This is a genomic window from Streptomyces kanamyceticus, assembly GCF_008704495.1.
Classification (GTDB): Bacteria; Actinomycetota; Actinomycetes; order Streptomycetales; family Streptomycetaceae; genus Streptomyces; species Streptomyces kanamyceticus.
The window spans coordinates 2,219,627-2,243,426 of the sequence record NZ_CP023699.1 but is presented as its reverse complement, the minus strand read 5'-3'; the positions used below and the strand labels follow the sequence as shown (position 1 = coordinate 2,243,426).

Below are 23,800 nucleotides of genomic sequence, written 5' to 3'. Positions count from 1 at the left end.
GGAGGGGGCCCCGGCCCCCTCCGGTCGGCGGGCTCACGCCGGGCGCAGCCGCAGCGTCACGATCTGGAACGGCCGCAGCGCGAGCGAGAGACCGGCCTCGCTGGTCCGCGCCGGTTCGACCGGGCGCTCCAGGAGGTCGGTCACCTCGGCCCGCGCCACCGGGAACGACGTGCTGAGCGTCGCGGCGGCCCGCCCGCCCCGCGACTCGTAGAGGCGCACCACGACGTCGCCGCCCCGGTCGTCCGCGAGCTTCACCGACTCGACGGTGACCGCGGGGTGGTCGACGGCCACCAGCGACGCGAGCACCGGCGCGGCCGTCACCCGCAGCGGCAGGTTGAGCGCGAGCCCCTCCGCGACGGCGTCCCCCGTCGTCGCCCCGGGCAGCAGCGCGTACGTGAAGCGGTGCGTGCCCTGGTCGGTCTCCGGATCCGGGCTGTGCGGGGCCCGCAGCAGGGTGAGGCGGACGGTGGTGCCGAGCGTGCCGTCGTGCTCGGTGCGGGTCACGTCGTGGCCGTACGTCGAGTCGTTGAGCAGCGCGACGCCGTACCCCTCCTCGGCGACCCGCAGCCAGCGGTGCGCGCAGATCTCGTAACGGGCCGCGTCCCAGCCGGTGTTGGCGTGGGTCGGCCGGTGCACATGGCCGAACTGGATCTCGGCGGCGGACCGTTCGGCGTGCACGTCGAGGGGGAAGGCGGCCTTGAGGACCTTCTCCGACTCGCGCCAGTCGACGTCGGTGACGATGTCGACGCGCCCGCTCCCGGCCGCCAGGCGGATCTCCTGGGTGATCCGGGAGGCCCCGAAGGCGCGCACCACGCGCACCGCGACGCGCAGCGGCCCGTCCTCGACGAGCTCGACGGACTCGGCGTCCGTGAGGTCGGTGTGCCGGTGCCGGTAGTGCCGGTCGAGGTCCCAGGCGTCGTAGTGCGTGGGGTGGTCGGGGTGCAGCTGGAGGAGGTTGCCCGGAGCGGCGAGGACCTCGCGGTCCTCGGCCGCGTCGTGGACGGAGGTGATCAGCCCCGCGGCGTCGACGGTGACGCGCAGGTGCTCGTTCGAGAGCACGATCGCCGTGCCGTCGCTCGCCGCGGCCGCGCCCCTGCCGGGCTCCCGGGTGAAGCCCGCGGCCACCGACAGGCTCTGGGTGCCGAGCGCGGGCACCTGGACGTGCACCAGCGTGCCGTCCTCGCTCTCGACGACCTCGCTGCGCGGGTACGGCGAGGCGTTCAGCGCGGCGGGTCCGCCCGCGCCGAGCGACCGGGCGGCCGCCAGGGTGAGTTCGCCGAGCTCGGCGACGACGCGCTCATAGGTGTCGCGTGCCTCGCGGTGCACCCAGGCGATGGAGGAGCCCGGCAGGATGTCGTGGAACTGGTGCAGCAGGACCGTCTTCCACAGTCGGTCCAGGGTGTCGTACGGATAGACGTACGCCGGATCGCGCACCGCGGCCGCCGTGCACCACAACTCCGCCTCGCGCAAGGCGTGTTCACTGCGACGGTTGCCACGCTTGGTCGCGGCCTGGGTGGTGTACGTCGCGCGGTGCAGCTCCAGGTAGAGCTCGCCGGACCAGACGGGGGCCCGCGCCCCGTACTCCTCCTCGGCCGCCGCGAAGAACGCCGACGGCTTCTCGATCTCGACGCGCGGCGAGCCCTCCAGGGAGCGCAGGCGCCGGGCCCGCTCCATCATCTCGCGGGTCGGGCCGCCCCCGCCGTCGCCCCAGCCGAACGGCACCAGGGAGCGGGTCGCCCGGCCCTTGTCGGCGAAGTTCCGTTCGGCGTGGGCGAGTTCGGAGCCGTGGAACTGCGAGTTGTAGGTGTCGACGGGCGGGAAGTGGGTGAAGACGCGGGTGCCGTCGATGCCCTCCCACCAGAAGGTGTGGTGCGGCATCTTGTTGGTCTGGTTCCAGCTCAGTTTCTGCGTGAGGAACCAGCGGATGCCCGCGAGCTTCGCCAACTGCGGGAAGGCGGCGGTGTATCCGAAGGAGTCCGGCAGCCAGATCTCCTCCGTCTCGATGCCGAACTCCTCACGGAAGAACCGCCTGCCGTGCGTGATCTGCCGGGCGAGCGCCTCGCCGCCCGGCATGTTGGCGTCCGACTCGACCCACATGGAGCCGACCGGGGCCCAATTCCCGTCCGCCACCGCCTTCTTGATGCGGTCCCAGATGTGCGGCTGGTGCTCCTTCACCCAGGCGTACTGCTGGGCCTGCGAACAGGCGAAGACCAGCTCGGGATACTCCTCGGCGAGCGCCGTCACATTGGCGAAGGTGCGGGACGCCTTGCGCACCGTCTCGCGCAGCGGCCACAGCCAGGCCGAGTCGATGTGCGCGTGCCCGGCCGCCGATACGCGGTGGGCGCTGGCGTGGGCGGGCCGCGCGAGGACCTCGGCGAGCGCGGCGCGCGCCGCGGCGGCCGTCCCTGACACGTCGTGCAGATCGAGCGCGTCGAGCATGTCCTCCAGGGCCCGCAGGATCTCGTGCCGTCGCGGACGGTCGGCGTCCAGTTCCGCCATGAGCTCCGAGAGGACCTCGATGTCGAGGATCAACTGCCAGACGTCCTCGTCCAGTACGGCGAGATCGACAGACGTGAATCGGTAGATCGGGGTATTGCCTGCGGTCAGTACGTCGCCGAGACGTGTCGGTACGAAGTCGTGCAGAACGGTGGGATTCGCCGCCGCCTCCAGAAGCAGGTGCACCGCTTCGCCGCCCCGGGCGGGGGAGGCCACCGGAATATGCCGATTGCGCGGGTGAATCCCCTTCAGGGGAACGCCCGCCGCGTCGTACACCAGACCCTCCGCCTGGAAGCCGGGCCCTTCCCCGGAGAAGCCAGGATCGACGACCACCTCGACCCGCTGCCCCTGCCACTCGGCAGGCACTTCTCCTTGAATCCGGAACCAACTTGTCGACCAGGGACTTCCCCACTCGGTACCGGTCTCGAAGGGTTCGTACGCGGCGTCGATGGCCGTCGTCACGGGTACCGGCTCGCCCGGCGCGTGCCACACGGAGAGGGTCAGCGGCACCCGCCGCGCGTACTGGGCGGGGCGGATGAACTGGCGCAGCGCCCGCTCCAGGCGTCCTTCCACCAGCAGTCTGTCGTCGTGCACTCGGGCTCCTCGGAACGCTCGGCGGCGGGGTCCACCGCTTCACTTCCCCGCCAGCCCCGGGGGCACCCCCGCCAGTGGTTGACGATTCGACAGGCGTGCCGCCATGGGCCCGGGGCATGCATCCCGTGAACGTGTTCGAGCAAGGAGGAAAGGTCATAGTCATCGGCTGGTGGGCGGGGTCATGACGAGGCAGGTATGTGGGGGCGACTCCGGGGGAATCGGGGCCACTTCATCCGACGTTTCCGACGTTCGGGAAGGCACGACCGACGAGGCGTCAGCGGGGCCCGCCCGGGTCCAGCTCAGGCGCAGGCTCGGCAGGTCGGACCTGCGGGCCGTGTCCGAGGTCAGGCGTGCTCTACGGGAGCTCCTGAGTCACTGGGGCATGCCCGGCAGATCGGAGGTGGCGGAGCTGCTCACCAGCGAACTCGTCACCAACGCCCTGGTGCACACCGATCACGACGCGATCGTCACCGCGACCGTGGGTCCGAACCGGCTCCGGGTGGAGGTACGGGACTTCGTGGGACGGCGCCCCAAGGCGCGCGTACCGAACGCCGACGACGGTACGCACGGCAGGGGCCTGATCCTCGTGCAGTCCCTCGCCGACGCGTGGGGCGTACGGGCGCACGGGGTGGGCAAGGCCGTGTGGTTCGAACTGAACGACGGCGGCACGGCCTGACCCCTGCCGCCGCCGGTCTCAACCGAACTGCTGCTCAAGGTCCTTGAGCTTCTGCTCCAGCGAGTCGAGCCGGGGCAGTGTCTGCGTGTCGTCCTCCGCCGTCAGGTCGACGGCGACCGCGGTGGCGTCGTCAGGGCCGCTCTTCACGGCCTGGAGGGAGGGTCGGGCGCGTACCGGCAGTTGCTCCTGCGCCGCTATCGCAGGGTCCGCGCCGACCTGCGCGGACCCTGCCGCCGGTGCGACGGCGGGCTGCACGTCGACCTGTCGGCCCCCGCGGGCGTACCCGCGGTGCCCCCTGCTGATCGCCTTGAGCTGCGCGCGCTCCAGCTTCTCCTGATCGCGCCTGCGCAGCCGGGTGCGCTCCTTCTCGCGGCGGTCCTCCCGCACTTCCTCGACGGCCTCGTCCAGGCTGCGTACGCCCTCCAGGAGCATCAGCGACCAGGCGCCGTACGTCTCCCGGGGCGCGCGCAGCCACCGCACGATGCGGATCTGCGGCAGCGGCCGCGGCACCAGACCCTGCTCGCGCAGGGCCGCCCTGCGGGTCTGCTTCAGGGCGCGGTCGAAGAGCACCGCCGCCGAGAGCGACATCCCGGAGAAGAACTGCGGAGCGCCCGCGTGGCCCATCCCCCGGGGCGCGTGCACCCAGTTGAACCAGGCCGCCGCGCCCGCGAAGGTCCACACGAGGAGGCGCGAGCCGAGGGCCGCGTCGCCGTGACTGGCTTCGCGCACGGCGAGTACGGAGCAGAACATCGCCGCGCCGTCGAGGCCGAAGGGGACCAGGTACTCCCAGCCTCCGGAGAGGCTGAGGTTCTGCCGGCCGAAGCCGACGAGGCCGTGGAAGGAGAGTGCGGCGGCGACCGCCGCGCAGCAGAAGAGGAGGACGTAGGAGGCGGTTCCGTAGACGGCCTCCTTGCGCCTGCGGCGTTCCTCGCTGCGTTCCCACGTCTCGTCGCTGTCGGACTTCGCCGCCTTGCCGTGGCCACGCTTGCCGCGCGCGAGCACTGCCACCGCCACCAGCATGCCCAGGAGCAGGACGCCGCCGGGAAGCAGCCAGTCCAGCGATATGTCGGTCAGTCTCATCTGGGGTCCCTTGCATCGCGGTAAGGCGTTTCGGGCGCCATATTGACCCAATTCCGATGGCCCTCAGGAGGGTTTCGGGGCAAGAGAACGCCAAGGGGGTGCAAGGGATCACGCAGAGCGCACTTTTACTCGAACTCGCGCTGGGGTGAAGGCTGTTGAGTTCGATTAAACGCGCACGAACGGGTGGTTCAGGCGGCGGCTGTCGCGCTGAGCCGCGTGATGCGCTCGGCGTCGCAGGTGCGCGGGCAGGTGACGCAGGTGTCCTCGGGGCGCAGCGTGTAGAACATGCAGCAGCTCGCCCGGTCCCTGGTCGGCAGCGCCTCGCCGTTCGGCCCGGAGAGCTCGCGGAAACCGGCCGTGCCCACGTACGGCTTGGTCGCGCCTGGCAGCAGCAGCTCAAGGTCGGTCATGGCGCGCCGCTCCTCGCCGAGCAGGTGCGCGATGTACCAGAGGCCCTCGACGATCTCGTCGGTCGCCACGCTCCACAGGGCGCGCGAGCGGCGCCGCATGCGCGGCCCGAAGCCGTCCAGGAGCGGGCCGAGGTGCTCGGCGACCGCCGCCCGCACCTCCGCGCGCAGCGCCTCCTCGTCCGGTACGACACGGGCGCCGGGCAGCGCCGCGGCCGGGTCGTCCGGCAGACAGGCGAAGCCCTCGGGGCGTACGGCCATCCGGCCCAGGGTGCGCTGGAAGGAGACGTTCGCCACCGGGTAGCGGGGCACGCGGCGGTGCAGGAACCACGGGATCGTGATCAGGAGGGTGGCGGGCCAGGCGTACCGGTGCAGGCCGAAGCTGGCGATCACGTCGGGGCGTGCCCGGGTGCCGTAGTCCTTCAGGACCTGTGCGTCGTCCCAGGCGAGGAAGGCGTCGAGGTCGGCCCCGCCCTCCGCGAGCCGGGCCGCGGTGACCCAGCCGCCGCCCTGGGGGGCCTGTTCCTCGTGGCCGAGTTCGGTGACGCGCAGTCCCGAGAACACCTCGGCGAGGCGGGCGTAGGAGTCCGCGACGGGGCTGTGGGCGCCGCCGCGGGCGGGCGCGGCCAGGGTGGGGACGGACATGCGAGGACCACCGAATCGCGATCGATAGCAGGTAAGCCTTACCTTACCCGAAGTGATCGAGGTTTCAACTGCGGTGCTGTCCGCCTATGGTGCCTCTCGTGCCTCTCGTACCTTTCGGGACGGGGGAGCAGCGGTGCGGCGGCCCTGAGGAGGACCGAGTGGAGCAGGCCAGGGCGTGCGAGACGGACGTTCCCGCCGAGATGCCCCGTGTCCGGGTGCCCGAGCAGGCGGACGGGGCCAGGGCGGGGGTCAGGGGCGAGCACACGCACGGCGAGCCGGTCGCGCCGCGTACGCCGTTGCGGCGCACTTCGGTACGGGGACAGATCCTCGACGCCCTGCGGGCCGCCCTCGTCGGCGGCGAGCTCACCCCCGGTGAGGTCTACTCGGCGCCGGTACTCGGCGAGCGCTTCGGCGTCTCCGCGACCCCCGTCCGCGAGGCGATGCAGCAGCTCGCCACCGAAGGTGCCGTGGAAGTCGTGCCCAATCGGGGCTTCCGGGTCACCGAGCGCAGCGCGCGTGAGCTCGGGGAGCTGGCGGAGGTGCGGGCGCTGATCGAGGTGCCGGTCATGCTGCGCCTGGCCCGTACGGTGCCGGTCGCGCGCTGGGCCGAACTCAGGCCACTCGCGGAGGCGACCGCGGTCGCGGCGGCGGGCGGGGACCTCGCGCGCTACGCCGAGTCCGATCGCGCCTTCCACGGCGCGGTGCTCTCCCTGTCGGGCAACCGGCAGCTCGTGCAGGTCGCCGACGATCTGCACCGGCGCTCGCAGTGGCCGCTCGTCAGCGGGCCCGTCTCGGGCCGCAGGGCGGAGCTGGTCGCGGACGCGGCGGAGCACATGGCTCTGCTCGAAGCGTTGGTCGCCCAGGATCTGGGGGTGGTCTCCTCCTTGGTGCGGGAGCACTTTGCGGGGGCCGGGGGGTAGGGGGGAGGGGGGGAGGGGCGCTTCGGGTTGCCCTTTCCCTGCGGGCCGTTCGTGGCTGTCCTGTCCCGCCGCTTCGCGGCGGATCACTCCCACCCGCCCACCCGTTTGCTCGGCGACGTAGGGCGGGTGGGCGGGGCTGGTCGGCACCGTGGGCGGGTGGTGGGGCTGTTCGGCACCGGGGCGGGTGAGCGGGCCGTCCGGCGCCGCCGCCTCGCCCCGTCCTACACCGCGGCCGCCGGTGGTGGCGTCAGGTGTTGGGCCAGCCATGCCGGGACGCCGCCCAGGAGGCGGAAGAGGCGGGTGGCCTCGGCCCGGAGGTGGGTTGCCTCCGGTTCCGGTTCGGCGTCGGCCAGGGCGGCCAGCGCGGGGGCCGTGCCGACCAGGTAGCCCAACTCCTCGCGGATGCGCAGGGACTCCGTGAAGCCGTGCCGCGCCTCCGCCAACTCGCCGTCGCGCAGGGCGAGTCCGGCCAGATGGCGCCAGGTGAAGGAGAGCAGGAGCGGGTCGGAGTGCGCCGTGGCGCCCGCGTGGGCCCTGCGGTAGGCCGCCTTCGCGGCCTGCGGCGAGTCCGCGATGTGCTCCGCGATCAGACCGCGCCGGAAGTCGAGCAGCGGCCGCCCGGGTGCGTTGGGGGCGAGCAGCGCGGCCGCCCTGCCGAGCGCCGTACGGGCCTCGTCGGCCCGGTCGCGTACGCCCAACACCGTTGACGCGTACGCCAGTTGCCCGCGCTCACAGGCCGCCGCGCCCCGGTCGTCGTCATCGTCGGCGAGCGCCTCCGCGGTCCGCAGACCGTCCTCGGCCTCGCCCCAGCCCTCGCCGGTGAACAGGCAGCGTTCGACGAGCAGCGACGTGCGCTGGAGGGCCGGTGCGGCCCCCGCCCGCGAGGCGAGCAGCGCCGCAGCGTCGGTCCAGCAGCCGCGCGAGCGCAGCCGCCATACCGCGGTCTGGAGTGGATCGTCCCCTGCAGTCGTTCCGGTACCAGACATGGCGGTATGCGCCACGTTGCCCTCCCCGAGCACACCATTGAGCTGTTGAGTCGTGGGCGAATCTCAGCATGGAAGGCGGGCCCGGGCCAAGGGGCTGGGTGAAAGAATTCACAAAGGGCGGGCAAGGAAACGGGTTTGGGAGCCGATCATGAAGGCCGGGGACGGCGCCCACGCGCGGGCGCCGTCCCCGGCCTCCGTACGGCCCACGGGCCACCCCACCTGCTCAACTCATGCGCAGCGCGAGGAAGAAGTCCAGCTTGTCCTCAAGGCGCGAGAGGTCACGACTCGTCAACTGCTCGATACGGCCCACCCGGTAGCGCAGCGTGTTGACGTGCAGGTGCAGCCGGGCCGCGCAGCGCGTCCAGGAGCCGTCGCAGTCCAGGAACGCCTCCAGGGTCGGGATCAGCTCCGCGCGGTGGCGCTGGTCGTACTCGCGCAGCGGGTCCAGGAGCCGGGCGGTGAAGGCCCTGCGGACGTCGTCGGGCACGAAGGGCAGCAGCAGGACGTGCGAGGCGAGCTCCTGGTGCCCGGCCGCGCAGACCCGCCCCGGCCGGGCCGCGGCGACCCGGCGGGCGTGCCGCGCCTCCTCCAGGGCGCCGCGCAGGCCCTCCGCCGAGTGCACGGACGCGCTGACGCCAAGCGTGAGGCGGCCGTCGTCGGCGAGGCCCGGGGTGAGCGGATCGCGCACCGCCGCCAGGAGGGAGTCCGCGAGCAGTCCCGTCTCCGAGCCGTCGTGCTCGCTGGAGACCGAGGGCAGCGGCACCAGGGCGATGGCCTCGTCGCCGGTGTGGGCGACCGCGATCCGGTCGGAGGGCTCGGGCCCGGACGACAGCGGGTCGACGAGGATCTCCTCCAGGAGCGCCTGGGCGACCGGACCGCCGTCGACCTCGCCGCCCTCCCACTCCACGCGGGCCACGACGACCTGCCAGTGCGGGGCCGCGCCGAGACCCGGCAGGAGCACCGGGGCCGCGACGCGCAGGCGGGCGGCGATCTCGGCGGGCGCCGCGCCCGTCTGCACCAGTTCGAGGACCTCCTGGGCGAGCCTGCGCCGCACCGTGCGGGCCGCGTCGCGGCGGTCCCGCTCGACCGCGATCAGCTGGGTCACGCCCTGCAGCAGGTCGAGGCGCTCCTCGGGCCAGTCGCCCGCGTCGGCCTCGACGGCGAGCAGCCAGTCCGAGAGGACCGTCTCGCGCACGTCGCGGGACGCGCCGGCCGATCCCCTGCCACTGGTCCGAATGGGGAACAGCGAGTACGTCGCACCGTCCACCGTCACCCGGTGCGGCCCACGCCGCCCGGTGCGCGTGGCGGCCAGGTGTTCCCCCGCGAGGCGCGCGCAGACGGCCGCGGGCAGCGCCGCGCCGCCCGCGCTGGACCCCGCGATGGCCCGCCCGGCGGGGGAGAGCACCCAGGCCCGCAGGTCCAGGTCGGTGCCGAGCAGGTCGAGGACGACGTCGGGGCCGCCGCCCGCGGGACCCGAGGTCATCAGGCGGCGGTGCCGGTCGACCACGGCCGCCAGGTCCCCGGCGCGCTCGCCGGAGACCTGACGTACGACGTGCTCGGTGATGGTCGCGAAGGCGACCCGTTCGTTGACCGCGAAGAGCGGCAGGCGGTGCCTGGCGCAGGCTTCGACGATGTCGTCGGGGATGGCCCCGAGCTCGGCCTCACCGGCGGCCAGGGCCGCCACCCCGGCGCCCGCGAGGAGGCGTACGAAGGGTTCGGTGTCCGAGGCGTCGCGGCGCCAGGCGAGGCCGGTGAGCACCAGCTCGCCGCCCGCCAGGTAGCGGCTGGGGTCCCGCAGGTCCGTGGTCATCACACCGCGCACGGTGCGGTCCAGCTCGTCCTCGCCGCCGAGCAGCCGCAGGCCCAGCGCGTCGGTGTCAAGGAGTGCGCGCAGCCGCATGGGGTCGTCGCCGCCGATCTGTCTCGAATGGTGTGTACAAACATGTGCGCTCTGTAGCGCGGGGGCCCTGTGCCGCGGTGCGGCTCCGGTTTCCGGGGGGAATCCGCGAGGTTACTGGGACCCGTTCTTCATACGAATCTACAAGACGCGCGCCTTGGCCAGCCAACTCCTTCATGGTTTCGGTGACTGACCCCATCGGAGGAGCGAGCGGTGTACTTGGCCCACTCCGCGTTAACAGCACATGAAGAAGCAGTCGAGGGACCAACGGCCCGAGTGGCCGGAACGGAATCCCCTGATCCCTCGAAGCGAACGACCCTCGATACGAAGAAGAGAGCCTCATGGACTTCCTTCGCCCCGCCAGCTGGGAGGAGGCGCTCGCCGCCAAGGCCGAGCACCCCACGGCTGTGCCGATTGCGGGTGGCACCGACGTCATGGTCGAGATCAACTTCGATCACCGTCGTCCCGAGTACCTGCTCGACCTCAACCGCGTCGCCGAGCTGCGCGAGTGGTCGGTGGGCGAGGAGACGGTCCAGCTGGGCGCCTCCGTCCCGTACACCCAGATCATGGAGGAGCTGCGCACGGAGCTCCCCGGTCTCGCGCTCGCCTCGCACACGGTCGCGTCCCCGCAGATCCGCAACCGCGGCGGCGTGGGCGGCAACCTCGGCACGGCGTCCCCCGCCGGTGACGCCCACCCGGCGCTGCTCGCCGCCGACTGCGAGGTCGAGGTGGAGTCCGTGCGGGGCTCGCGCCTCATCCCGATCGACGACTTCTACACCGGCGTGAAGCGCAATGCCCTCGCCGCGGACGAGCTGATCAAGTCCGTGCACATCAAGAAGGCGGACGGACCGCAGCAGTACTCGAAGGTCGGCACCCGCAACGCGATGGTCATCGCGGTCTGCGCCTTCGGCATCGCGCTGCACCCCGAGACCCGGACCGTGCGGACCGGCATCGGCTCCGCCGCCCCGACCCCCATCCGGGCGAAGGCGGCCGAGGAATTCCTGAACGCGGCGCTCGAAGAGGGCGGCTTCTGGGACAGCAAGAAGATCATCACCCCCTCGATCGCCAAGCAGTTCGCGGCGCTGGCCTCCGGTGCCGCCAACCCGATCGACGACGTGCGCGGCACGGCCAGCTACCGCCGCCACGCCGTCGGGATCATGGCCCGCCGCACGCTCGGCTGGACCTGGGAGTCGTACCGCGGCAACGGCCGCAGCACTGAGGGAGTCGCATGATGCGCGTGAACTTCACGGTCAACGGCCGTCAGCAGGAAGCGGACGACGTGTGGGAGGGCGAGTCCCTCCTGTACGTGCTGCGCGAGCGGATGGGCCTGCCCGGCTCCAAGAACGCCTGCGAGCAGGGCGAGTGCGGCTCCTGCACCGTCCGGCTCGACGGGGTGCCGGTGTGTTCGTGTCTGGTGGCCGCCGGACAGGTCGAGGGTCGCGAAGTCGTGACCGTCGAGGGCCTGGCCGACTTCGCCAAGCAGCGTGAGGAACACGGCGGTTGCGCGTCCGGCGCCTGCGGTACGTCGCTGCAGGACGCTCAGCAGTGGGCGGCCAAGGGAACGGACTCGCAGACCGGCGAGGGCGGCGACCTCTCCCCGATCCAGCAGGCGTTCATCGACGCGGGCGCCGTCCAGTGCGGCTTCTGCACCCCCGGCCTGCTCGTCGCGGCCGACGAGATGCTGGAGCGCAACCCGCAGCCCTCCGACGCGGACATCCGCGAGGCGCTCTCCGGCAACCTCTGCCGCTGCACCGGTTACGAGAAGATCCTGGACGCGGTGCGTCTCGCCGCCGCCCGCCAGGACCGTCAAGGACTCCAGGAAGGGGCGGTCTGACCATGGGATCCACCCGTACGACCGGCGCACCCACCAAGATCACCCAGGGCTCGCAGACCAAGGGCGGCATCGGTGAGTCGACGCTGCGCCCGGACGGCACCCTGAAGGTCACCGGCGAATTCGCGTACTCCTCGGACATGTGGCACGAGGACATGCTGTGGGGCCAGACGCTGCGCTCCACCGTCGCGCACGCCGAGATCGTGTCCATCGACACCTCCGAGGCCCTGGCCATGGACGGCGTCTACGCGATCCTGACCTACGACGACCTCCCCGCCGCGGTGAAGAACTACGGCCTGGAGATCCAGGACACCCCGGTCCTCGCGCACAAGAAGGTCCGCCACCACGGCGAGCCGGTGGCCATCGTGGCCGCCGACCACCCGGAGACCGCGCGCCGCGCCGCCGCCAAGATCCAGATCGAGTACAAGGAGCTGCCCCTCATCACCGATGAGGCCTCGGCGACCGCTCCCGACGCCGTGCTCGTGCACGAGGGCCGCGACGACCACCACATCGGTCACGTCCCGCACCCGAACATCGTGCACCGCCAGCCGATCGTCCGCGGCAACGCCGAAGAGGCCGCCAAGAAGGCCGACTTCATCGTCAAGGGCGAGTACACCTTCGGCATGCAGGACCAGGCCTTCCTCGGCCCGGAGTCCGGCCTCGCGGTGCCCTCCGAGGACGGCGGCGTGGAGCTGTACGTCGCCACCCAGTGGCTGCACTCGGACCTCGGTCAGATCGCCCCCGTCCTCGGCCTGCCCGAGGAGAAGGTGCGCATGACGCTCTCCGGCGTCGGCGGCGCGTTCGGCGGCCGCGAGGACATCTCGATGCAGATCCACGCCTGCCTCCTGGCGCTGCGCACCGGCAAGCCGGTCAAGATCGTCTACAACCGGTTCGAGTCCTTCTTCGGCCACGTCCACCGCCACCCGGCGAAGCTCTACTACGAGCACGGCGCCACCAAGGACGGCAAGCTCACGCACATGAAGTGCAAGATCGTCCTGGACGGCGGCGCCTACGCGTCCGCCTCCCCGGCGGTCGTGGGCAACGCCTCGTCCCTCTCGGTCGGCCCGTACGTGATCGACGACGTCGACATCGAGGCGATCGCCCTCTACTCGAACAACCCGCCCTGCGGCGCGATGCGCGGCTTCGGCGCCGTCCAGGCCTGCTTCGCCTACGAGGCCCAGATGGACAAGCTCGCCGACAAGGTGGGCATGGACCGGGTCGAGTTCCGCCAGCTCAACGCCATGGAGCAGGGCACGCTCCTGCCGACCGGGCAGCCGGTCGACTCGCCCGCCCCGGTCGCCGAGATCCTGCGCCGCGTCAAGGCCCGCCCGCTGCCGCCCGAGCGCCAGTGGGAGTCCAGCGAGGGCGCCGACGTGCGCCAGCTGCCGGGCGGCCTGTCCAACACCACGCACGGCGAAGGCGTCGTACGCGGGGTCGGCTACGCGGTCGGCATCAAGAACGTCGGCTTCTCCGAGGGCTTCGACGACTACTCCACCGCCAAGGTGCGCATGGAGGTCATCAACGGCGAGCCGGTCGCGACCGTGCACACCGCGATGGCCGAGGTCGGCCAGGGCGGCGTCACCGTCCACGCGCAGATCGCGCGGACCGAGCTGGGCGTCACGCAGGTGACGATCCACCCCGCCGACACCCAGGTGGGCAGCGCCGGATCGACGTCCGCGTCCCGTCAGACGTACGTCACCGGCGGCGCCGTCAAGAACTCCTGCGAGCTCGTGCGCGAGAAGGTCCTGGAGATCGGCCGCCGCAAGTTCGGTACGTACCACCCAGCCTGGGCCACCGCCGAGCTCCTGCTCGAAGGCGGCAAGGTCGTCACCGACGGCGGCGAGGTCCTCCGCGACCTGGTCGACGTCCTCGAAGGCGAGACCGTCGAGATCGAGGCCGAGTGGCGCCACCGCCCCACCGTGGCCTTCGACCTGGTCACCGGGCAGGGCAACGGCCACGTCCAGTACTCCTTCGCCGCGCACCGCGCGGTCGTGGAGGTCGACACCGAGCTCGGCCTGGTCAAGGTCATCGAACTGGCCTGCGCCCAGGACGTCGGCAAGGCGCTCAACCCGCTGTCCGTGATCGGCCAGATCCAGGGTGGCACCACCCAGGGCCTCGGCGTCGCGGTCATGGAGGAGATCATCGTCGACCCGAAGACCGCGAAGGTCAGGAACCCGTCCTTCACGGACTACCTGATCCCCACCATCCTCGACACCCCGACCATCCCGGTCGACGTGCTCGAACTCGCCGACGAGCACGCGCCCTACGGGCTCCGTGGCATCGGCGAGGCCCCGACCCTGTCGTCCACCCCCGCGGTCCTCGCGGCCATCAGGAACGCGACGGGCCTGGAGCTCAACAAGACGCCGGTACGCCCCGAGCACCTCACCGGTACGTGATCCCTCGCTGAGGGACCGGTCCTCCGCTCGGGGACCGGCGCAAGGTTCTCCGAGCGGTGTGTGCCTCCCAGGAACGTCACACTTCCGCCGCCCGCACCGCTCGGAGCTCAACTCCCCTTCTCCTTGAGGGAGATGTCGTTCGTCTCGGGCCGTCCCCCGGGTCGTGCAGCCAACGCACCATCCCAAATCCCGCAGTCAGCGGGTGCCCCTGTGAACCTTGGGAGTAGGCACCATGACCCAGTCTGTGGAGCCGAAGACCACCGCAGAGGACGCGGGCCCCGGCTCGCGCGTCCCCGCCGGAAGGTCTTGGCTCGATCGGTACTTCCACATATCCGGGCGAGGATCCACGGTCGCGCGTGAGATACGCGGCGGCGTCACCACCTTCATGGCGATGGCGTACATCCTCCTGCTCAACCCCCTGATCCTGTCCGGCAAGGACGCGGCGGGGGACACCATGGCCACCAAGGCCGTGATCACCGCGACGGCGTTCGCCGCGGCGTTCACCACGCTCCTCATGGGCTTCGTCGGCAAGGTGCCGCTGGCCCTGGCCGCCGGACTCTCCGTGTCCGGAGTGATCTCCTCGCAGGTCGCACCCGAGATGACCTGGCCGCAGGCCATGGGCATGTGTGTGATGTACGGCGTGGTGATCATGCTGCTCGTGATCACCGGGCTACGCGAGATGATCATGAACGCGATCCCGCTCGCCCTCAAGCACGGCATCACCATGGGCATCGGGCTCTTCATCGCCATCATCGGCCTGGTCAAGGGCGGCTTCGTCCACCAGGGCAAGGCCACCCCGCTCACGCTCGGCCCCGCGGGAGAGCTCCAGGGCTGGCCCGTCCTGATCTTCGCGGGCACCCTGCTCCTCATCTTCATGCTGCAGGCGCGCAACATCCCCGGCGCGATCCTGATCGGCATCGTCACCGGCACCATCGTCGCCGTCGTCCTCAACGCCCTGGACGTCGTCGACCCCAAGCAGTGGGCCAACGGCACGCCGGAACTGCACGGCAGCGCCGTATCGTCCCCCGACTTCTCGCTCTTCGGCGACGTCGAGTTCGGCGGCTGGGGCGAGGTCGGCGCGATGACCGTCGGCATGATCGTCTTCACCCTCGTGCTCGCCGGGTTCTTCGACGCGATGGCCACCATCATCGGCGTCGGCACCGAGGCCAACCTCGCCGACGACAAGGGCCGCATGCCGGGCCTGTCCAAGGCGCTGTTCATCGACGGCGCGGGCGGTGCCATCGGCGGCGTCGCGGGCGGCTCCGGCCAGACCGTCTTCGTCGAGTCCGCGACCGGCGTCGGCGAAGGCGCCCGTACCGGGCTCGCCTCGGTCGTCACCGGCCTGTTCTTCGCGGCCTGCCTCTTCTTCACGCCGCTCACCGCGATCGTGCCGCAGGAGGTCGCCTCCGCGGCGCTCGTCGTCATCGGAGCGATGATGATGATGAACGCCCGGCACGTCGACTGGGCCGACCGCGCCACCGCCATCCCGGTCTTCCTGACCGTGGTGCTCATGCCCTTCACGTACACCATCACCACCGGTGTCGCGGCGGGCGTCATCTCCTGGGTCGCCATCAAGATCGCGCAGGGCAAGGCGCGCGAGATCGGCGCCTTCATGTGGGGCCTGACGGTGATCTTCATCGTCTACTTCGCCCTCAACCCCATCGAAGGATGGCTGGGCGTCCACTGAGGCGCCGCGCCCTCCGCACATCCCGAGACATAGCAGGAGGCCGACATGCTGGACATCGCCGACGAGCTGAACCGGTGGGTCGGGCAGGGACGTGAGTTCGCCGTCGCCACCGTGGTGGCCGTCGGCGGGAGCGCGCCCCGGCAACCGGGTGCCGCGCTCGCCGTCGACAGCGAGGGCACGGCGATCGGCTCGGTCTCCGGCGGATGTGTGGAGGGTGCCGTCTACGAACTGTGCCAGCAGGCGCTTGAGGACGGCGAGACCGTCCTCGAACGCTTCGGCTACAGCGACGACGACGCCTTCGCCGTGGGTCTTACCTGCGGCGGCATCATCGACATCCTGATCACCCCGGTCCGCGCGGACTCCCCGGCGCGGACCGTGTTCGCGGCCGCTCTCGCCGCCGCCTCCTCGGGGGAGGCGGCGGCGGTCGCCCGCATCACGTCCGGGCCCGCCGAACTGGTGGGCCGCGCCCTTCTCGTACGTTCCTCAGGGGAGTCCTCAGCGGAGTACGAGGGAGGGCTCGGCGGACACCCGGAGCTGGACCGCACGGCGGCGGGGGAGGCCCGCGCCATGCTGGACGCGGGGCAGACCGGCGTCGTCGAGATTGGCGCGGACGGCTCGCGCTGCGGTCAGCCGCTCTCGCTGCTCGTCGAGTCGAGCGTGCCGCCGCCCCGCATGATCGTGTTCGGCGCGATCGACTTCGCGTCGGCGCTCGTACGCATCGGCAAGTTCCTCGGCTACCGCGTCACCGTCTGCGACGCCAGGCCCGTCTTCGCCACCGCCGTCCGCTTCCCGGACGCCGACGAGATCGTCGTTGACTGGCCGCATCGTTACCTGGAGCGGACGGAGACCGACGGCCGCACGGTGCTGTGCGTGCTGACGCACGACGCCAAGTTCGACGTGCCGTTGTTGCGGCACGCGCTGCGGCTGCCCGTCGCCTACGTCGGCGCGATGGGCTCGCGCCGTACGCACGAGGACCGCAACGCGCGGTTGCGGGACGTGGGTGTGACCGAGCTTGAGCTTGCGCGGCTGCGGTCGCCCATCGGGCTCGACCTCGGTGCGCGTACGCCCGAGGAGACCGCGCTGTCCATCGCCTCGGAGATCGTCGCCAATCGGCGGGGTGGCAGTGGGGTGTCCTTGACCGGGGCGCACACGCCCATCCATCCGGATGGAGCGCGGGGGGCTTCGGGGCGGATCGGGTCCGTGGCCTGAGGGCTCGTTGCCGGGGGCGGGGTGTCGGGTGCGGGTTGGTCGTGGCTGGGCGCGCAGTTCCCCGCGCCCCTTGCGGAGTTCCCCGCGCTCCTTCGCGCAGTTCCCCGCGCCCCTTATCGCGTCAGGTGGGTTACCGCTCGGGTGAACATGCGCGTCGCGATCGTGGCCAGTACACCGTCGAACACGGCTGGTAGCGCGCGTACCCGCAGGTCCTCGCGCCAGATCACCCTGGAACCCGTGTCGTACGGGTAGACCTCGATCTCCGCCCAGCCCGTCACGAACGTGCCCCGTTTCTCCAGGCGGCAGCGGCCCGGCGCCGTGCCCAGCGGTGGGTGCCACGCGACGACCTCCATCACGTCGTCGAAGCCGAGGGGACCGAGGCCGCTGCGGGCGACGAAGACCGTGCCGACGCGCGTGGGCCCCGGCGTCCGCACGCGCACCCGGGTCAGCGGGACCGCGTCGGCGTGCCGCTCCCACGCCGTCAGCCGGGACCAGGTCTCGGACGCGGGCAGGGGCACGTCCCTGGTGAACTGGAAGTGAGCCACGCCCCGAGCCTGCCAGGTCGGTGCCCCGATGCGCTCTTCCGCCCCGCCGGGGGGCTCCGCCACGATGGGCGGCACGTGCTGCACAATCGGCGCCCGGAGGGCCTCATGGACCGTCAACGACACGACAGGCTCGATGAGTTGACGCGCGATCCCTACCCGCTCTACGCCCGCGCCCGCGCGGCCGACGGGCTCACCTTCGTCCCCGAGTTCGACGCCTGGCTGGTGGCCCGCGACGCCGATGTCAGGGAGGTCCTGCGCCGCCCCGACGACTTCTCGTCCGCCCGTGTGCTGCGCGGCGACGTGTACCCGTCGGCCGAGGCGTTCGCCGTCCTCGGAGAGGGCTTCGGGGGCCGCCCCTTCGTGGTGAGCTCGGACGGCGCCGCGCACCGGAGGCTGCGCGCGCCGCTGGTCCGAGGGCTCTCGGGGGCGCGGGTCGCGGCGCTGGTGCCGTACGTGAAGGAGCGGGCCGAGGCGCTCGTCGACTCCTTCGCGGGGCAGGGGCAGGGCCGCGTCGAGCTGATGGAGGCGTACGCGCGGCGGCTGCCCGGCGACGTCATCGGGCGGCTCGTCGGGCTCGACCCCGCCGACGTACCGAGGGTCGTGCACGGCGGGCACCAGACCGAGCGGCTGCTCTTCCGGCCGATGGGCGAGGCAGCTCAAGTGGCCCTCGCCCAGGACATCGTGACGATGCAACAGATCCTGGACGGCTATGCGCGCGACCGCCGGGCGGCGCCGCGCGACGACCTGTGCACGGAGCTCGTCACCTCACTCGCGCCCGGCCCCGCCGACGAGCCCCTCACCCTCGAACAGCGTCACGAACTCGTCGCGCAGCTGCAGAACTTCCTGCTCGCGGGGCACCTCACCACCACGGCCCTGATCGGCACCACGGTGTTCCATCTGCTGCGCCACCGGGACCAGTGGGAGCGGCTCACGGCGGAGCCCGCACGGATCCCGGCGGCGATCGAGGAGGCGGCCCGCTACGACACGGCGCTGCAGGCCTTCCGCCGCGTCACCACCCGGGCCGTGACCCTGGCGGGCACCGAACTGCCCGAGGGCAGCGAGGTGTTGGTGGCGTTCGGGGCGGCGGGTCGGGACGCCGCCCGGCATCCGTGCCCGGACGTCTTCGACATCGAGCGGCGGCAGGGCGGCCGCCACCTCGCCTTCGGCCTCGGCCCGCACGCGTGCGTGGGCGCCCAGCTCGCCCGCGAGCAGCTGAGGATCACCCTGGAGCTGCTGACCCGGCGCCTGCCCGGCCTCCGGCTCGCCGACGACCGGCCGGACGTCACGATGCGGCCGACCCTGATCCACCGGGCTCCCGAGGCGCTGCACCTGACGTGGTGACGCGCGCCCCGGGGGCGGCGCCTAGCGGTAGATCTTGCCCGGCTCGGCCTTGCCCGGCGCGAGCAGCTGCGGCACGGTCACGAAGACGAAGCCGCGCTTCTTCAGCCCGTCGATGACACCGGGCACGGCGGGGACGGTGCCCTTGTAGATGTCGTGCAGCAGGATGATGCCGTCGCGCTTGGTCTGGTCTAGGACCCGCTTCTCGATCAGCTTGGAGTCATTGGTCGTGTAGTCCTTGGCGGTCACGGACCACAGGATCTCCGAGAGGCCGAGCTCCTTGGAGAGCTTGTTGATGTCGTCGTTGGTGCGGCCCTGCGGCGGGCGCATCAGCGTCGGCTTCTTGCTGATGAGCTTCTCGATCGCCTCGTTGGGGCGCTCGAGCTCCTTGCGCGCCTCCTTGGCGTCGATCTTCGTGAGGATCTTGTGCGACCAGGTGTGGCTCGCGACCTCGTGCCCCTCGGCGTCCATCTGCTTCACGAGCTCGGGGTACTTCTCTATGTGGTTCTTGCCGAGCGTGAAGAAGGTCGCGGGCACCTTCTTCTCCTTGAGGATCTTCAGCAGCCTGGGCGTGTTCTCGCTCGGCCCCGCGTCGAAGGTGAGGGCCACGCACTTGGCCTTGCGGCAGTCGACCGTGCCGAATTTGCCCTGGTCGGCGGCCTTCGCGTCCGCCGCATCCGTACGGACCGTGGCGGGGGACGTGGTGTCGAGCTTGGTGCACCCGGTCATCGCGAGGGCGAGGGCGGCCCCCGCGGCGAGAGCGGACGCGGTACGGCGCACCCTCTTCGTCGATCGGGTGGTCTTGTGGGGGGAAGTCATGTTCACGGCAGGCATGCGAGCACTATACATGTGGGGTATACACCCCATTCATAGTGCCCCTGGTGCCGACGGGAGGAGCGGCCCGGCACCGGGCCGCTCCTCCCGTCGGTCAGGTTGGATCAGGTCGGTCAGGTCGGTCAGGTCGGGATGATCCTGATCGAGGGGTGGATCGAGGTGTTCAGGTAGAGCCTCTCCTTCTTGCCCTCCTGCTCCAGCTCCAGCACGACGCGGTACCGGTACAGGCCGGGCTTCGCGGTGCTCATGACCGTGCCCGCCCAGTAGTAGTAGACCGGCGTGTACTTGTCCCGCACGCGGTCGGGCATCCCGTAGATCTTCAGTTCGTTGAAGATCCGGCGCTCCGCCACGTCCTCCTCGTCACCCAGCTCGGTGTCGAGGAAGACGATGTTGTTGATCTTCGGCATGGGGGGCCAGGTGCCGTCCAGGCGCTTCTCCATGTCGATCGGGCGCACGATCCAGTTGATGACCTGCCCCTGCTTGCACACCGTTTCGAGGGAGGGCGTGCCCTGGCCCTTGCCGCCGATGCTGTTGTCCATCATGTACATCGCGTCGCTCAGCGAGCCCGTGTCCGTCGCCCGCTCCATGTTGATGAGCGTCACGATGTTGAGCTGGACCGAGTTCAGCTGACCGGGATTCTGCTTCTCCACGCCACTGCGCGTAGTGGTGCTCACCGTGCCTCCTTCGCGTACGCCGCCATGACTGCCTGGTCCCTAGCCGACGAGGGACGACGACAGGGTGGTGCTGATCGGCTGGTCCCGCGTGCCCAGCTTGAACTTGAGCTGGTACGTGATCGGCCCGGCGTCGGCCTTCTTCACCGTGCCGATCCAGTACGCGACATCGGTGCCCGGGTACACCTTCCGCTCCGGCTCGCACACCTCGCGGTCGATCACGATGTCCTCGATGGCGACGTACGCCTCACACTCCAGGGCGAGGCAGTTCCACAGGATCTGATCCCCGCGAACCGCCTTGGTCTGCAGCTCCTCGCTGCCGAACCCGGTGGAGCCGCCGGCCTTGTTCGTGTCGTACATGTACAGGTGGCCCCGGAGATCGCCGGCCGCCAGGGCGCCCACGCAGTCCACGACGGCGGTGATGGAGATCGGCCGCTTCGCGGCGGTCTCCCGCCTCGGCTTGGTGGTCATCTGTTCCTCCTCGTCCGATGGGGATACTCAGCCGCGCTGGGCGGGCGGGGTGGTCGGGATCGGCAGCTGGCCGACACCCGCCTTGGTGAAGGCGTTGCGCCGCGGCTCCGAGGTGATCTTCAGGGACGAGGAGCAGGTCAGGTTCACCGCATCCCACCGGAGCTCGCCGTTCGTCTGCGCGAGCCGGTGCAGCTGGATGCGCATCGTGTACGAGTACGTCCCGGGCCGGGAGGTATCGACCGAGGCCGACCAGTACCAGCCGTCCGTGACCATGTCGGGGGAGCCGTACTCCGCCGGGTACATGATCTTCGCGTCCACGGCCTCGCCGTAGATGTCGGTGATCACCGGGGCGGGGTAGCTGGCCGCTGCCGTGGCGTCGTCGGTGACGACCTGGCCGGTGACGTCCACGATCTTCTGCCCGGACATCCGGCCGCGGGTGCGCCGGGTGGTCTTGACCCGGGTGCCCACGTTCTTGCGGATGCGGTTGAGCTCGGCCGCCGCGTCGGCGCTCGGCACCGTGGACTTGGCGGCGAGGTCCTGGAGTTCGGCGAGCGCCTGCTCGTCGCTCTGTCGGGCCCGCTCGACCTCGTAGCCGCGCGGCACGGTGGGCGGGATGGAACCCAGGCTGTACGGCAGCCAGTTGAGCACCTGCTCGCTGGCCTGCGAACCGTCCCGCCAGTACGAGCCGTGGATCGCGGTCACGAGACCGTCGCTGCCCTGGTTCTCGGAGCCGTGCAGCTTCATGTTGTCGAACAGGTAGGTGTTGCCGTCGAGGGTGTTGGACGTGAGCGCGTTGCCGACGTCCACGAGCACGATGATCGCCAACTGTTGGGGCATGATTCCGCCTTTGTCGTCGTTCCCGGCTTTGCCGTCGTCGCCGTTGTCGGGCCGGCCGCTACTGACACATCAACGCGGGGGAGTCGACGTGCATGACGCTGTCGACGCCGTCGTACATCTGGAGTTCCAGGCGGTACGTGTACGCCACGCCCCGCGCCATCCAGGACGGCACCACGCCGGTCCACACGTCGAGGTCGAGCTTGGCGCTCGCCGGGTCGCCGCCCTCCTGGGCGTGGGCGGTCGAGCCGCGGCCCGCGGTGCTCTGGCCGTAGGAGTTCTGGTCGTAGGAGCTCTGGCCGGACTGACCGGGGGAGCCCTGCCCGTAGGCGCTCTGGCCGGGCTGACCGAACTGGCCGGACTGGCCGGACTGGCCGTACGCACCCTGCCCGTAGGTGCCCTGTCCGTACGCACCGGGCTGCCCCTGCTGTCCTTGCTGGCTCTGCTGCCCCTGCTGTCCTTGCAGGCCGCTCTGGTCGTGCTGGCCGCGCTGGCCGTTCGCCGGGACGAACGAGATGTTCTTGATCTCCACGGGTGTCTGCAGATCCACGGCGAGCGCGGTCCACGAGACGGTCTGGCCGGGCTTGACGACGGTCACGAGGTTCGGCGTCCCCTGATGGGAGCTGTTGGACGAACCGTCGTCCACCATGCAGAGGTTGCCGTCCTGCAGTGACTTGGTGGACAGCGCCCCGATGACGTCGACGACGGCGATGATGTTCACTTGCGACTTGGTTCCACTCACGGTCATTCCACTCCTGTCCTCGCACCTGGTGGTTGCGCGCGGTGCCCCGCGCCTAGCCGCGGTCCCGCACCAGCGGGACCTTTCCGACTGCTGTCCGCTCGATCTCCGCGGAGAGCCTGGGCACGAACTTGAGCTGGAAGGTGTAGCCGGTCCGCTCGATCGACGCGGCGTTCGCCTCGCCGTGGTTGAACAGCGAGAGCGCGCGCGGCAGGGCGTTCACGAACAGCTGTTGCGCCCCGTAGGGGCCGAGGACGGCGTCCGCCCGGTAGGTCAGGCCGAGCACGTCGTCCACCGCCGCGAAGAGCGTGATCGTCTTGGCCTCGCGGTAGTTGACGAACTGCACGTCGTGCGCGACCTCGGCCAGGTCGACGACGTCGGCCGCCTTCAGTTCGTCGCACACCGCGGTGTAGGCGCGCGCCGCCGAGTACTGGCTGTCGTTGATGTGCAGCACGTCGCCGGTGCGGCCCGCGAACTCGAACTGCTGGGTCTTCAGGCCGGGCCCTTCCGTGCGCGGCCTGCGGATCATCCGGTCGCCCAGCTTGAGCCGGAGCAGCGGCGCCTCGTGTGCGTGCAGGCGCGTGACGACGAGTTCGCCCTCCTCGCCCTCGGGGACAGGACGCCCCTCCTCGTCGACGATCTCGATGTAGTGCAGTCCGGGCACCGAGGACAGATAGGGCGACGCGGCGTCGAGCTGGAGGCCGATCGTCTCCGCCTGGGTGGCGGCGAAGTAGCTGAGGATCGCCAGGTTCGGGTAGAGCGCCTGGAGTTCGACCCGCTTGCGGTGGGGCAGTACGCCGCTGCCGTACAGGGCGACGCGGAAGCTGTCCCGGTACTCCTGGCGCATGCCCGCGCCGAGCTCGGCGAGGATCGCGATGCCCGCGGAGATCCCCATCAGCGCCTTGGGGCCCCGGTAGGAGAACATGTGCTCCAGGACGGGGGCGGTGACGGGCCCCGCGCCGACGTAGTTGACGCCGGGCACCTGTTGCAGCACTCCGCCGACCATGGTGCCGCTGCTCCACATCTGGTAGTCGGCCAGCGTGGTGAACAGCCATTTGGGGTCGGTGCCCGCGAGGTGCCCGGCCAGCTGATAGGCGCCCATGAAACGACCGGCGATCTCATAGGTGTCGCGCAACTCCCGCAGGGCGTAGACGACTTCGAGCGGTCGCCCCCCGCTGGTGCCGCCGCTCGCCACGACCTCGAAGTCGCCGCGCGTGAGGGGGACCACCAGACCGGGCCGGGTGTCCATGAAGAAGTCGCGCTGGACGTCCTTGTCCGACAAAGGGACGCGCTGCCACTCCTCGAACGTCGTGGGGGCGCTGGTGACACCCGCGCCGCGCAGCCGTTCGCGCCACAGCGGATTGAGCATCGCGGTGTTGACCAGCTGCTGGAGACGGCGCTGTACGACGGCGTCCTGGATCTCGTGCGAGACCTCGCTGTAGAGCGTCTGGCAGACCCGCTCGCATTCGCGCATCTTGCTCGCGAACGAGGGAAGTACGGTGACGGCTTCAACCGATTCCGGGTGTAACTCCCAGTCCGGTATG

20 protein-coding genes are annotated in these 23,800 nt (G+C 71.0%); 8 read left to right on the top strand and 12 right to left on the bottom strand.

Annotated elements, in window-relative coordinates; genetic code table 11:
- Positions 1-33: 33 nt before the first annotated feature.
- Positions 34-3,090, bottom strand: a complete 3,057-nt coding sequence (locus CP970_RS08985) for an alpha-mannosidase (protein ID WP_150493154.1) — start codon at positions 3,088-3,090, stop codon at positions 34-36.
- A gap of 181 nt (positions 3,091-3,271) precedes the next feature.
- On the opposite strand from CP970_RS08985, the gene CP970_RS08980 reads away from it, so the two are divergent.
- Positions 3,272-3,766 carry an ATP-binding protein gene (locus tag CP970_RS08980; RefSeq protein ID WP_055556340.1) on the top strand — a complete coding sequence of 165 codons (495 nt, stop codon included), beginning with the start codon at positions 3,272-3,274 and terminating at the stop codon, positions 3,764-3,766.
- Positions 3,767-3,784: 18 nt separating this feature from the next.
- On the opposite strand, the gene CP970_RS08975 is transcribed toward CP970_RS08980, so the two are convergent.
- Entirely contained in the window at positions 3,785-4,846 is a 1,062-nt protein-coding gene (locus tag CP970_RS08975) for a DUF2637 domain-containing protein (protein ID WP_055556342.1), read from the bottom strand.
- Between the two features lie 188 nt (positions 4,847-5,034).
- Entirely contained in the window at positions 5,035-5,898 is an 864-nt protein-coding gene (locus tag CP970_RS08970) for a (2Fe-2S)-binding protein (protein ID WP_055556345.1), read from the bottom strand.
- Between the two features lie 200 nt (positions 5,899-6,098).
- Between CP970_RS08970 and CP970_RS08965 the strand changes: the two genes are divergently transcribed.
- The gene (locus CP970_RS08965; protein WP_107099138.1) at positions 6,099-6,818 is read left to right on the top strand and encodes a GntR family transcriptional regulator; all 720 of its coding nucleotides are present in this window, start codon (positions 6,099-6,101) and stop codon (positions 6,816-6,818) included.
- Between the two features lie 221 nt (positions 6,819-7,039).
- Here CP970_RS08965 and CP970_RS08960 read toward each other — a convergent pair whose 3' ends face one another.
- Positions 7,040-7,804 (bottom strand): hypothetical protein, encoded by a 765-nt coding sequence (locus tag CP970_RS08960; protein ID WP_317987147.1) that lies wholly within the window; start codon positions 7,802-7,804, stop codon positions 7,040-7,042.
- 223 nt (positions 7,805-8,027) lie between these two features.
- Entirely contained in the window at positions 8,028-9,704 is a 1,677-nt protein-coding gene (locus tag CP970_RS08955) for a PucR family transcriptional regulator (RefSeq protein ID WP_055554015.1), read from the bottom strand.
- 338 nt (positions 9,705-10,042) lie between these two features.
- On the opposite strand from CP970_RS08955, the gene CP970_RS08950 reads away from it, so the two are divergent.
- The 5 genes from CP970_RS08950 to CP970_RS08930 all read left to right on the top strand — a co-directional run bounded on the left by CP970_RS08950 (position 10,043) and on the right by CP970_RS08930 (position 16,824).
- Positions 10,043-10,933 (top strand): FAD binding domain-containing protein, encoded by an 891-nt coding sequence (locus CP970_RS08950; RefSeq protein WP_055554017.1) that lies wholly within the window; start codon positions 10,043-10,045, stop codon positions 10,931-10,933.
- On the top strand, positions 10,933-11,535 hold the full coding sequence (locus tag CP970_RS08945) for a (2Fe-2S)-binding protein (RefSeq protein ID WP_055554020.1): 603 nt from the start codon (positions 10,933-10,935) through the stop codon (positions 11,533-11,535). Before CP970_RS08950 ends, CP970_RS08945 begins: the two co-directional genes overlap by 1 nt.
- Before the next feature lie 2 nt (positions 11,536-11,537).
- On the top strand, positions 11,538-13,928 hold the full coding sequence (locus CP970_RS08940) for a xanthine dehydrogenase family protein molybdopterin-binding subunit (RefSeq protein WP_055554022.1): 2,391 nt from the start codon (positions 11,538-11,540) through the stop codon (positions 13,926-13,928).
- Between the two features lie 232 nt (positions 13,929-14,160).
- Entirely contained in the window at positions 14,161-15,615 is a 1,455-nt protein-coding gene (locus tag CP970_RS08935; protein WP_055554024.1) for an NCS2 family permease, read from the top strand.
- A gap of 45 nt (positions 15,616-15,660) precedes the next feature.
- A complete protein-coding gene (locus tag CP970_RS08930; RefSeq protein WP_150493152.1) occupies positions 15,661-16,824 on the top strand; it encodes an XdhC family protein in 1,164 nt (387 codons plus the stop codon).
- Positions 16,825-16,937: 113 nt separating this feature from the next.
- Here CP970_RS08930 and CP970_RS08925 read toward each other — a convergent pair whose 3' ends face one another.
- A complete protein-coding gene (locus CP970_RS08925) occupies positions 16,938-17,369 on the bottom strand; it encodes an SRPBCC family protein (protein WP_055550625.1) in 432 nt (143 codons plus the stop codon).
- 105 nt (positions 17,370-17,474) lie between these two features.
- Here CP970_RS08925 and CP970_RS08920 point away from each other — a divergent pair, with 105 nt between their 5' ends.
- Positions 17,475-18,710, top strand: a complete 1,236-nt coding sequence (locus CP970_RS08920) for a cytochrome P450 (RefSeq protein WP_055550623.1) — start codon at positions 17,475-17,477, stop codon at positions 18,708-18,710.
- Positions 18,711-18,731: 21 nt separating this feature from the next.
- On the opposite strand, the gene CP970_RS08915 is transcribed toward CP970_RS08920, so the two are convergent.
- The 6 genes from CP970_RS08915 to CP970_RS08890 all read right to left on the bottom strand — a co-directional run bounded on the left by CP970_RS08915 (position 18,732) and on the right by CP970_RS08890 (position 23,730).
- Complete coding sequence (locus tag CP970_RS08915) at positions 18,732-19,541, bottom strand: polysaccharide deacetylase family protein (protein WP_055550621.1); 810 nt, start codon at positions 19,539-19,541, stop codon at positions 18,732-18,734.
- 122 nt (positions 19,542-19,663) lie between these two features.
- The gene (locus CP970_RS08910; protein ID WP_150493150.1) at positions 19,664-20,215 is read right to left on the bottom strand and encodes a hypothetical protein; all 552 of its coding nucleotides are present in this window, start codon (positions 20,213-20,215) and stop codon (positions 19,664-19,666) included.
- Positions 20,216-20,254: 39 nt separating this feature from the next.
- Positions 20,255-20,683: a hypothetical protein gene (locus CP970_RS08905; protein WP_055550617.1), complete on the bottom strand. Its 429-nt coding sequence runs from the start codon at positions 20,681-20,683 to the stop codon at positions 20,255-20,257.
- 27 nt (positions 20,684-20,710) lie between these two features.
- Positions 20,711-21,520, bottom strand: a complete 810-nt coding sequence (locus tag CP970_RS08900) for a hypothetical protein (RefSeq protein WP_150493148.1) — start codon at positions 21,518-21,520, stop codon at positions 20,711-20,713.
- Between the two features lie 58 nt (positions 21,521-21,578).
- Positions 21,579-22,259, bottom strand: coding sequence for a hypothetical protein (locus CP970_RS08895; RefSeq protein WP_150493146.1), 681 nt, complete (start codon positions 22,257-22,259; stop codon positions 21,579-21,581).
- A gap of 52 nt (positions 22,260-22,311) precedes the next feature.
- Complete coding sequence (locus CP970_RS08890) at positions 22,312-23,730, bottom strand: phenylacetate--CoA ligase family protein (protein ID WP_055550610.1); 1,419 nt, start codon at positions 23,728-23,730, stop codon at positions 22,312-22,314.
- Positions 23,731-23,800: the final 70 nt, after the last annotated feature.

What these genes read in the sequence shown, in the direction of transcription:
- CP970_RS08980 (WP_055556340.1), top strand. Translation starts at nt 3,272, where the DNA reads ATGACGAGGCAGGTATGTGGGGGCGACTCCGGGGGAATCGGGGCCACT.
- CP970_RS08975 (WP_055556342.1), bottom strand. Translation starts at nt 4,846, where the DNA reads ATGAGACTGACCGACATATCGCTGGACTGGCTGCTTCCCGGCGGCGTC.
- CP970_RS08970 (WP_055556345.1), bottom strand. Translation starts at nt 5,898, where the DNA reads ATGTCCGTCCCCACCCTGGCCGCGCCCGCCCGCGGCGGCGCCCACAGC.
- CP970_RS08965 (WP_107099138.1), top strand. Translation starts at nt 6,099, where the DNA reads ATGCCCCGTGTCCGGGTGCCCGAGCAGGCGGACGGGGCCAGGGCGGGG.
- CP970_RS08960 (WP_317987147.1), bottom strand. Translation starts at nt 7,804, where the DNA reads ATGTCTGGTACCGGAACGACTGCAGGGGACGATCCACTCCAGACCGCG.
- CP970_RS08955 (WP_055554015.1), bottom strand. Translation starts at nt 9,704, where the DNA reads ATGCGGCTGCGCGCACTCCTTGACACCGACGCGCTGGGCCTGCGGCTG.
- CP970_RS08950 (WP_055554017.1), top strand. Translation starts at nt 10,043, where the DNA reads ATGGACTTCCTTCGCCCCGCCAGCTGGGAGGAGGCGCTCGCCGCCAAG.
- CP970_RS08945 (WP_055554020.1), top strand. Translation starts at nt 10,933, where the DNA reads ATGCGCGTGAACTTCACGGTCAACGGCCGTCAGCAGGAAGCGGACGAC.
- CP970_RS08940 (WP_055554022.1), top strand. Translation starts at nt 11,538, where the DNA reads ATGGGATCCACCCGTACGACCGGCGCACCCACCAAGATCACCCAGGGC.
- CP970_RS08935 (WP_055554024.1), top strand. Translation starts at nt 14,161, where the DNA reads ATGACCCAGTCTGTGGAGCCGAAGACCACCGCAGAGGACGCGGGCCCC.
- CP970_RS08930 (WP_150493152.1), top strand. Translation starts at nt 15,661, where the DNA reads ATGCTGGACATCGCCGACGAGCTGAACCGGTGGGTCGGGCAGGGACGT.
- CP970_RS08920 (WP_055550623.1), top strand. Translation starts at nt 17,475, where the DNA reads ATGGACCGTCAACGACACGACAGGCTCGATGAGTTGACGCGCGATCCC.
- CP970_RS08915 (WP_055550621.1), bottom strand. Translation starts at nt 19,541, where the DNA reads ATGCCTGCCGTGAACATGACTTCCCCCCACAAGACCACCCGATCGACG.
- CP970_RS08905 (WP_055550617.1), bottom strand. Translation starts at nt 20,683, where the DNA reads ATGACCACCAAGCCGAGGCGGGAGACCGCCGCGAAGCGGCCGATCTCC.
- CP970_RS08900 (WP_150493148.1), bottom strand. Translation starts at nt 21,520, where the DNA reads ATGCCCCAACAGTTGGCGATCATCGTGCTCGTGGACGTCGGCAACGCG.
- CP970_RS08890 (WP_055550610.1), bottom strand. Translation starts at nt 23,730, where the DNA reads ATGCGCGAATGCGAGCGGGTCTGCCAGACGCTCTACAGCGAGGTCTCG.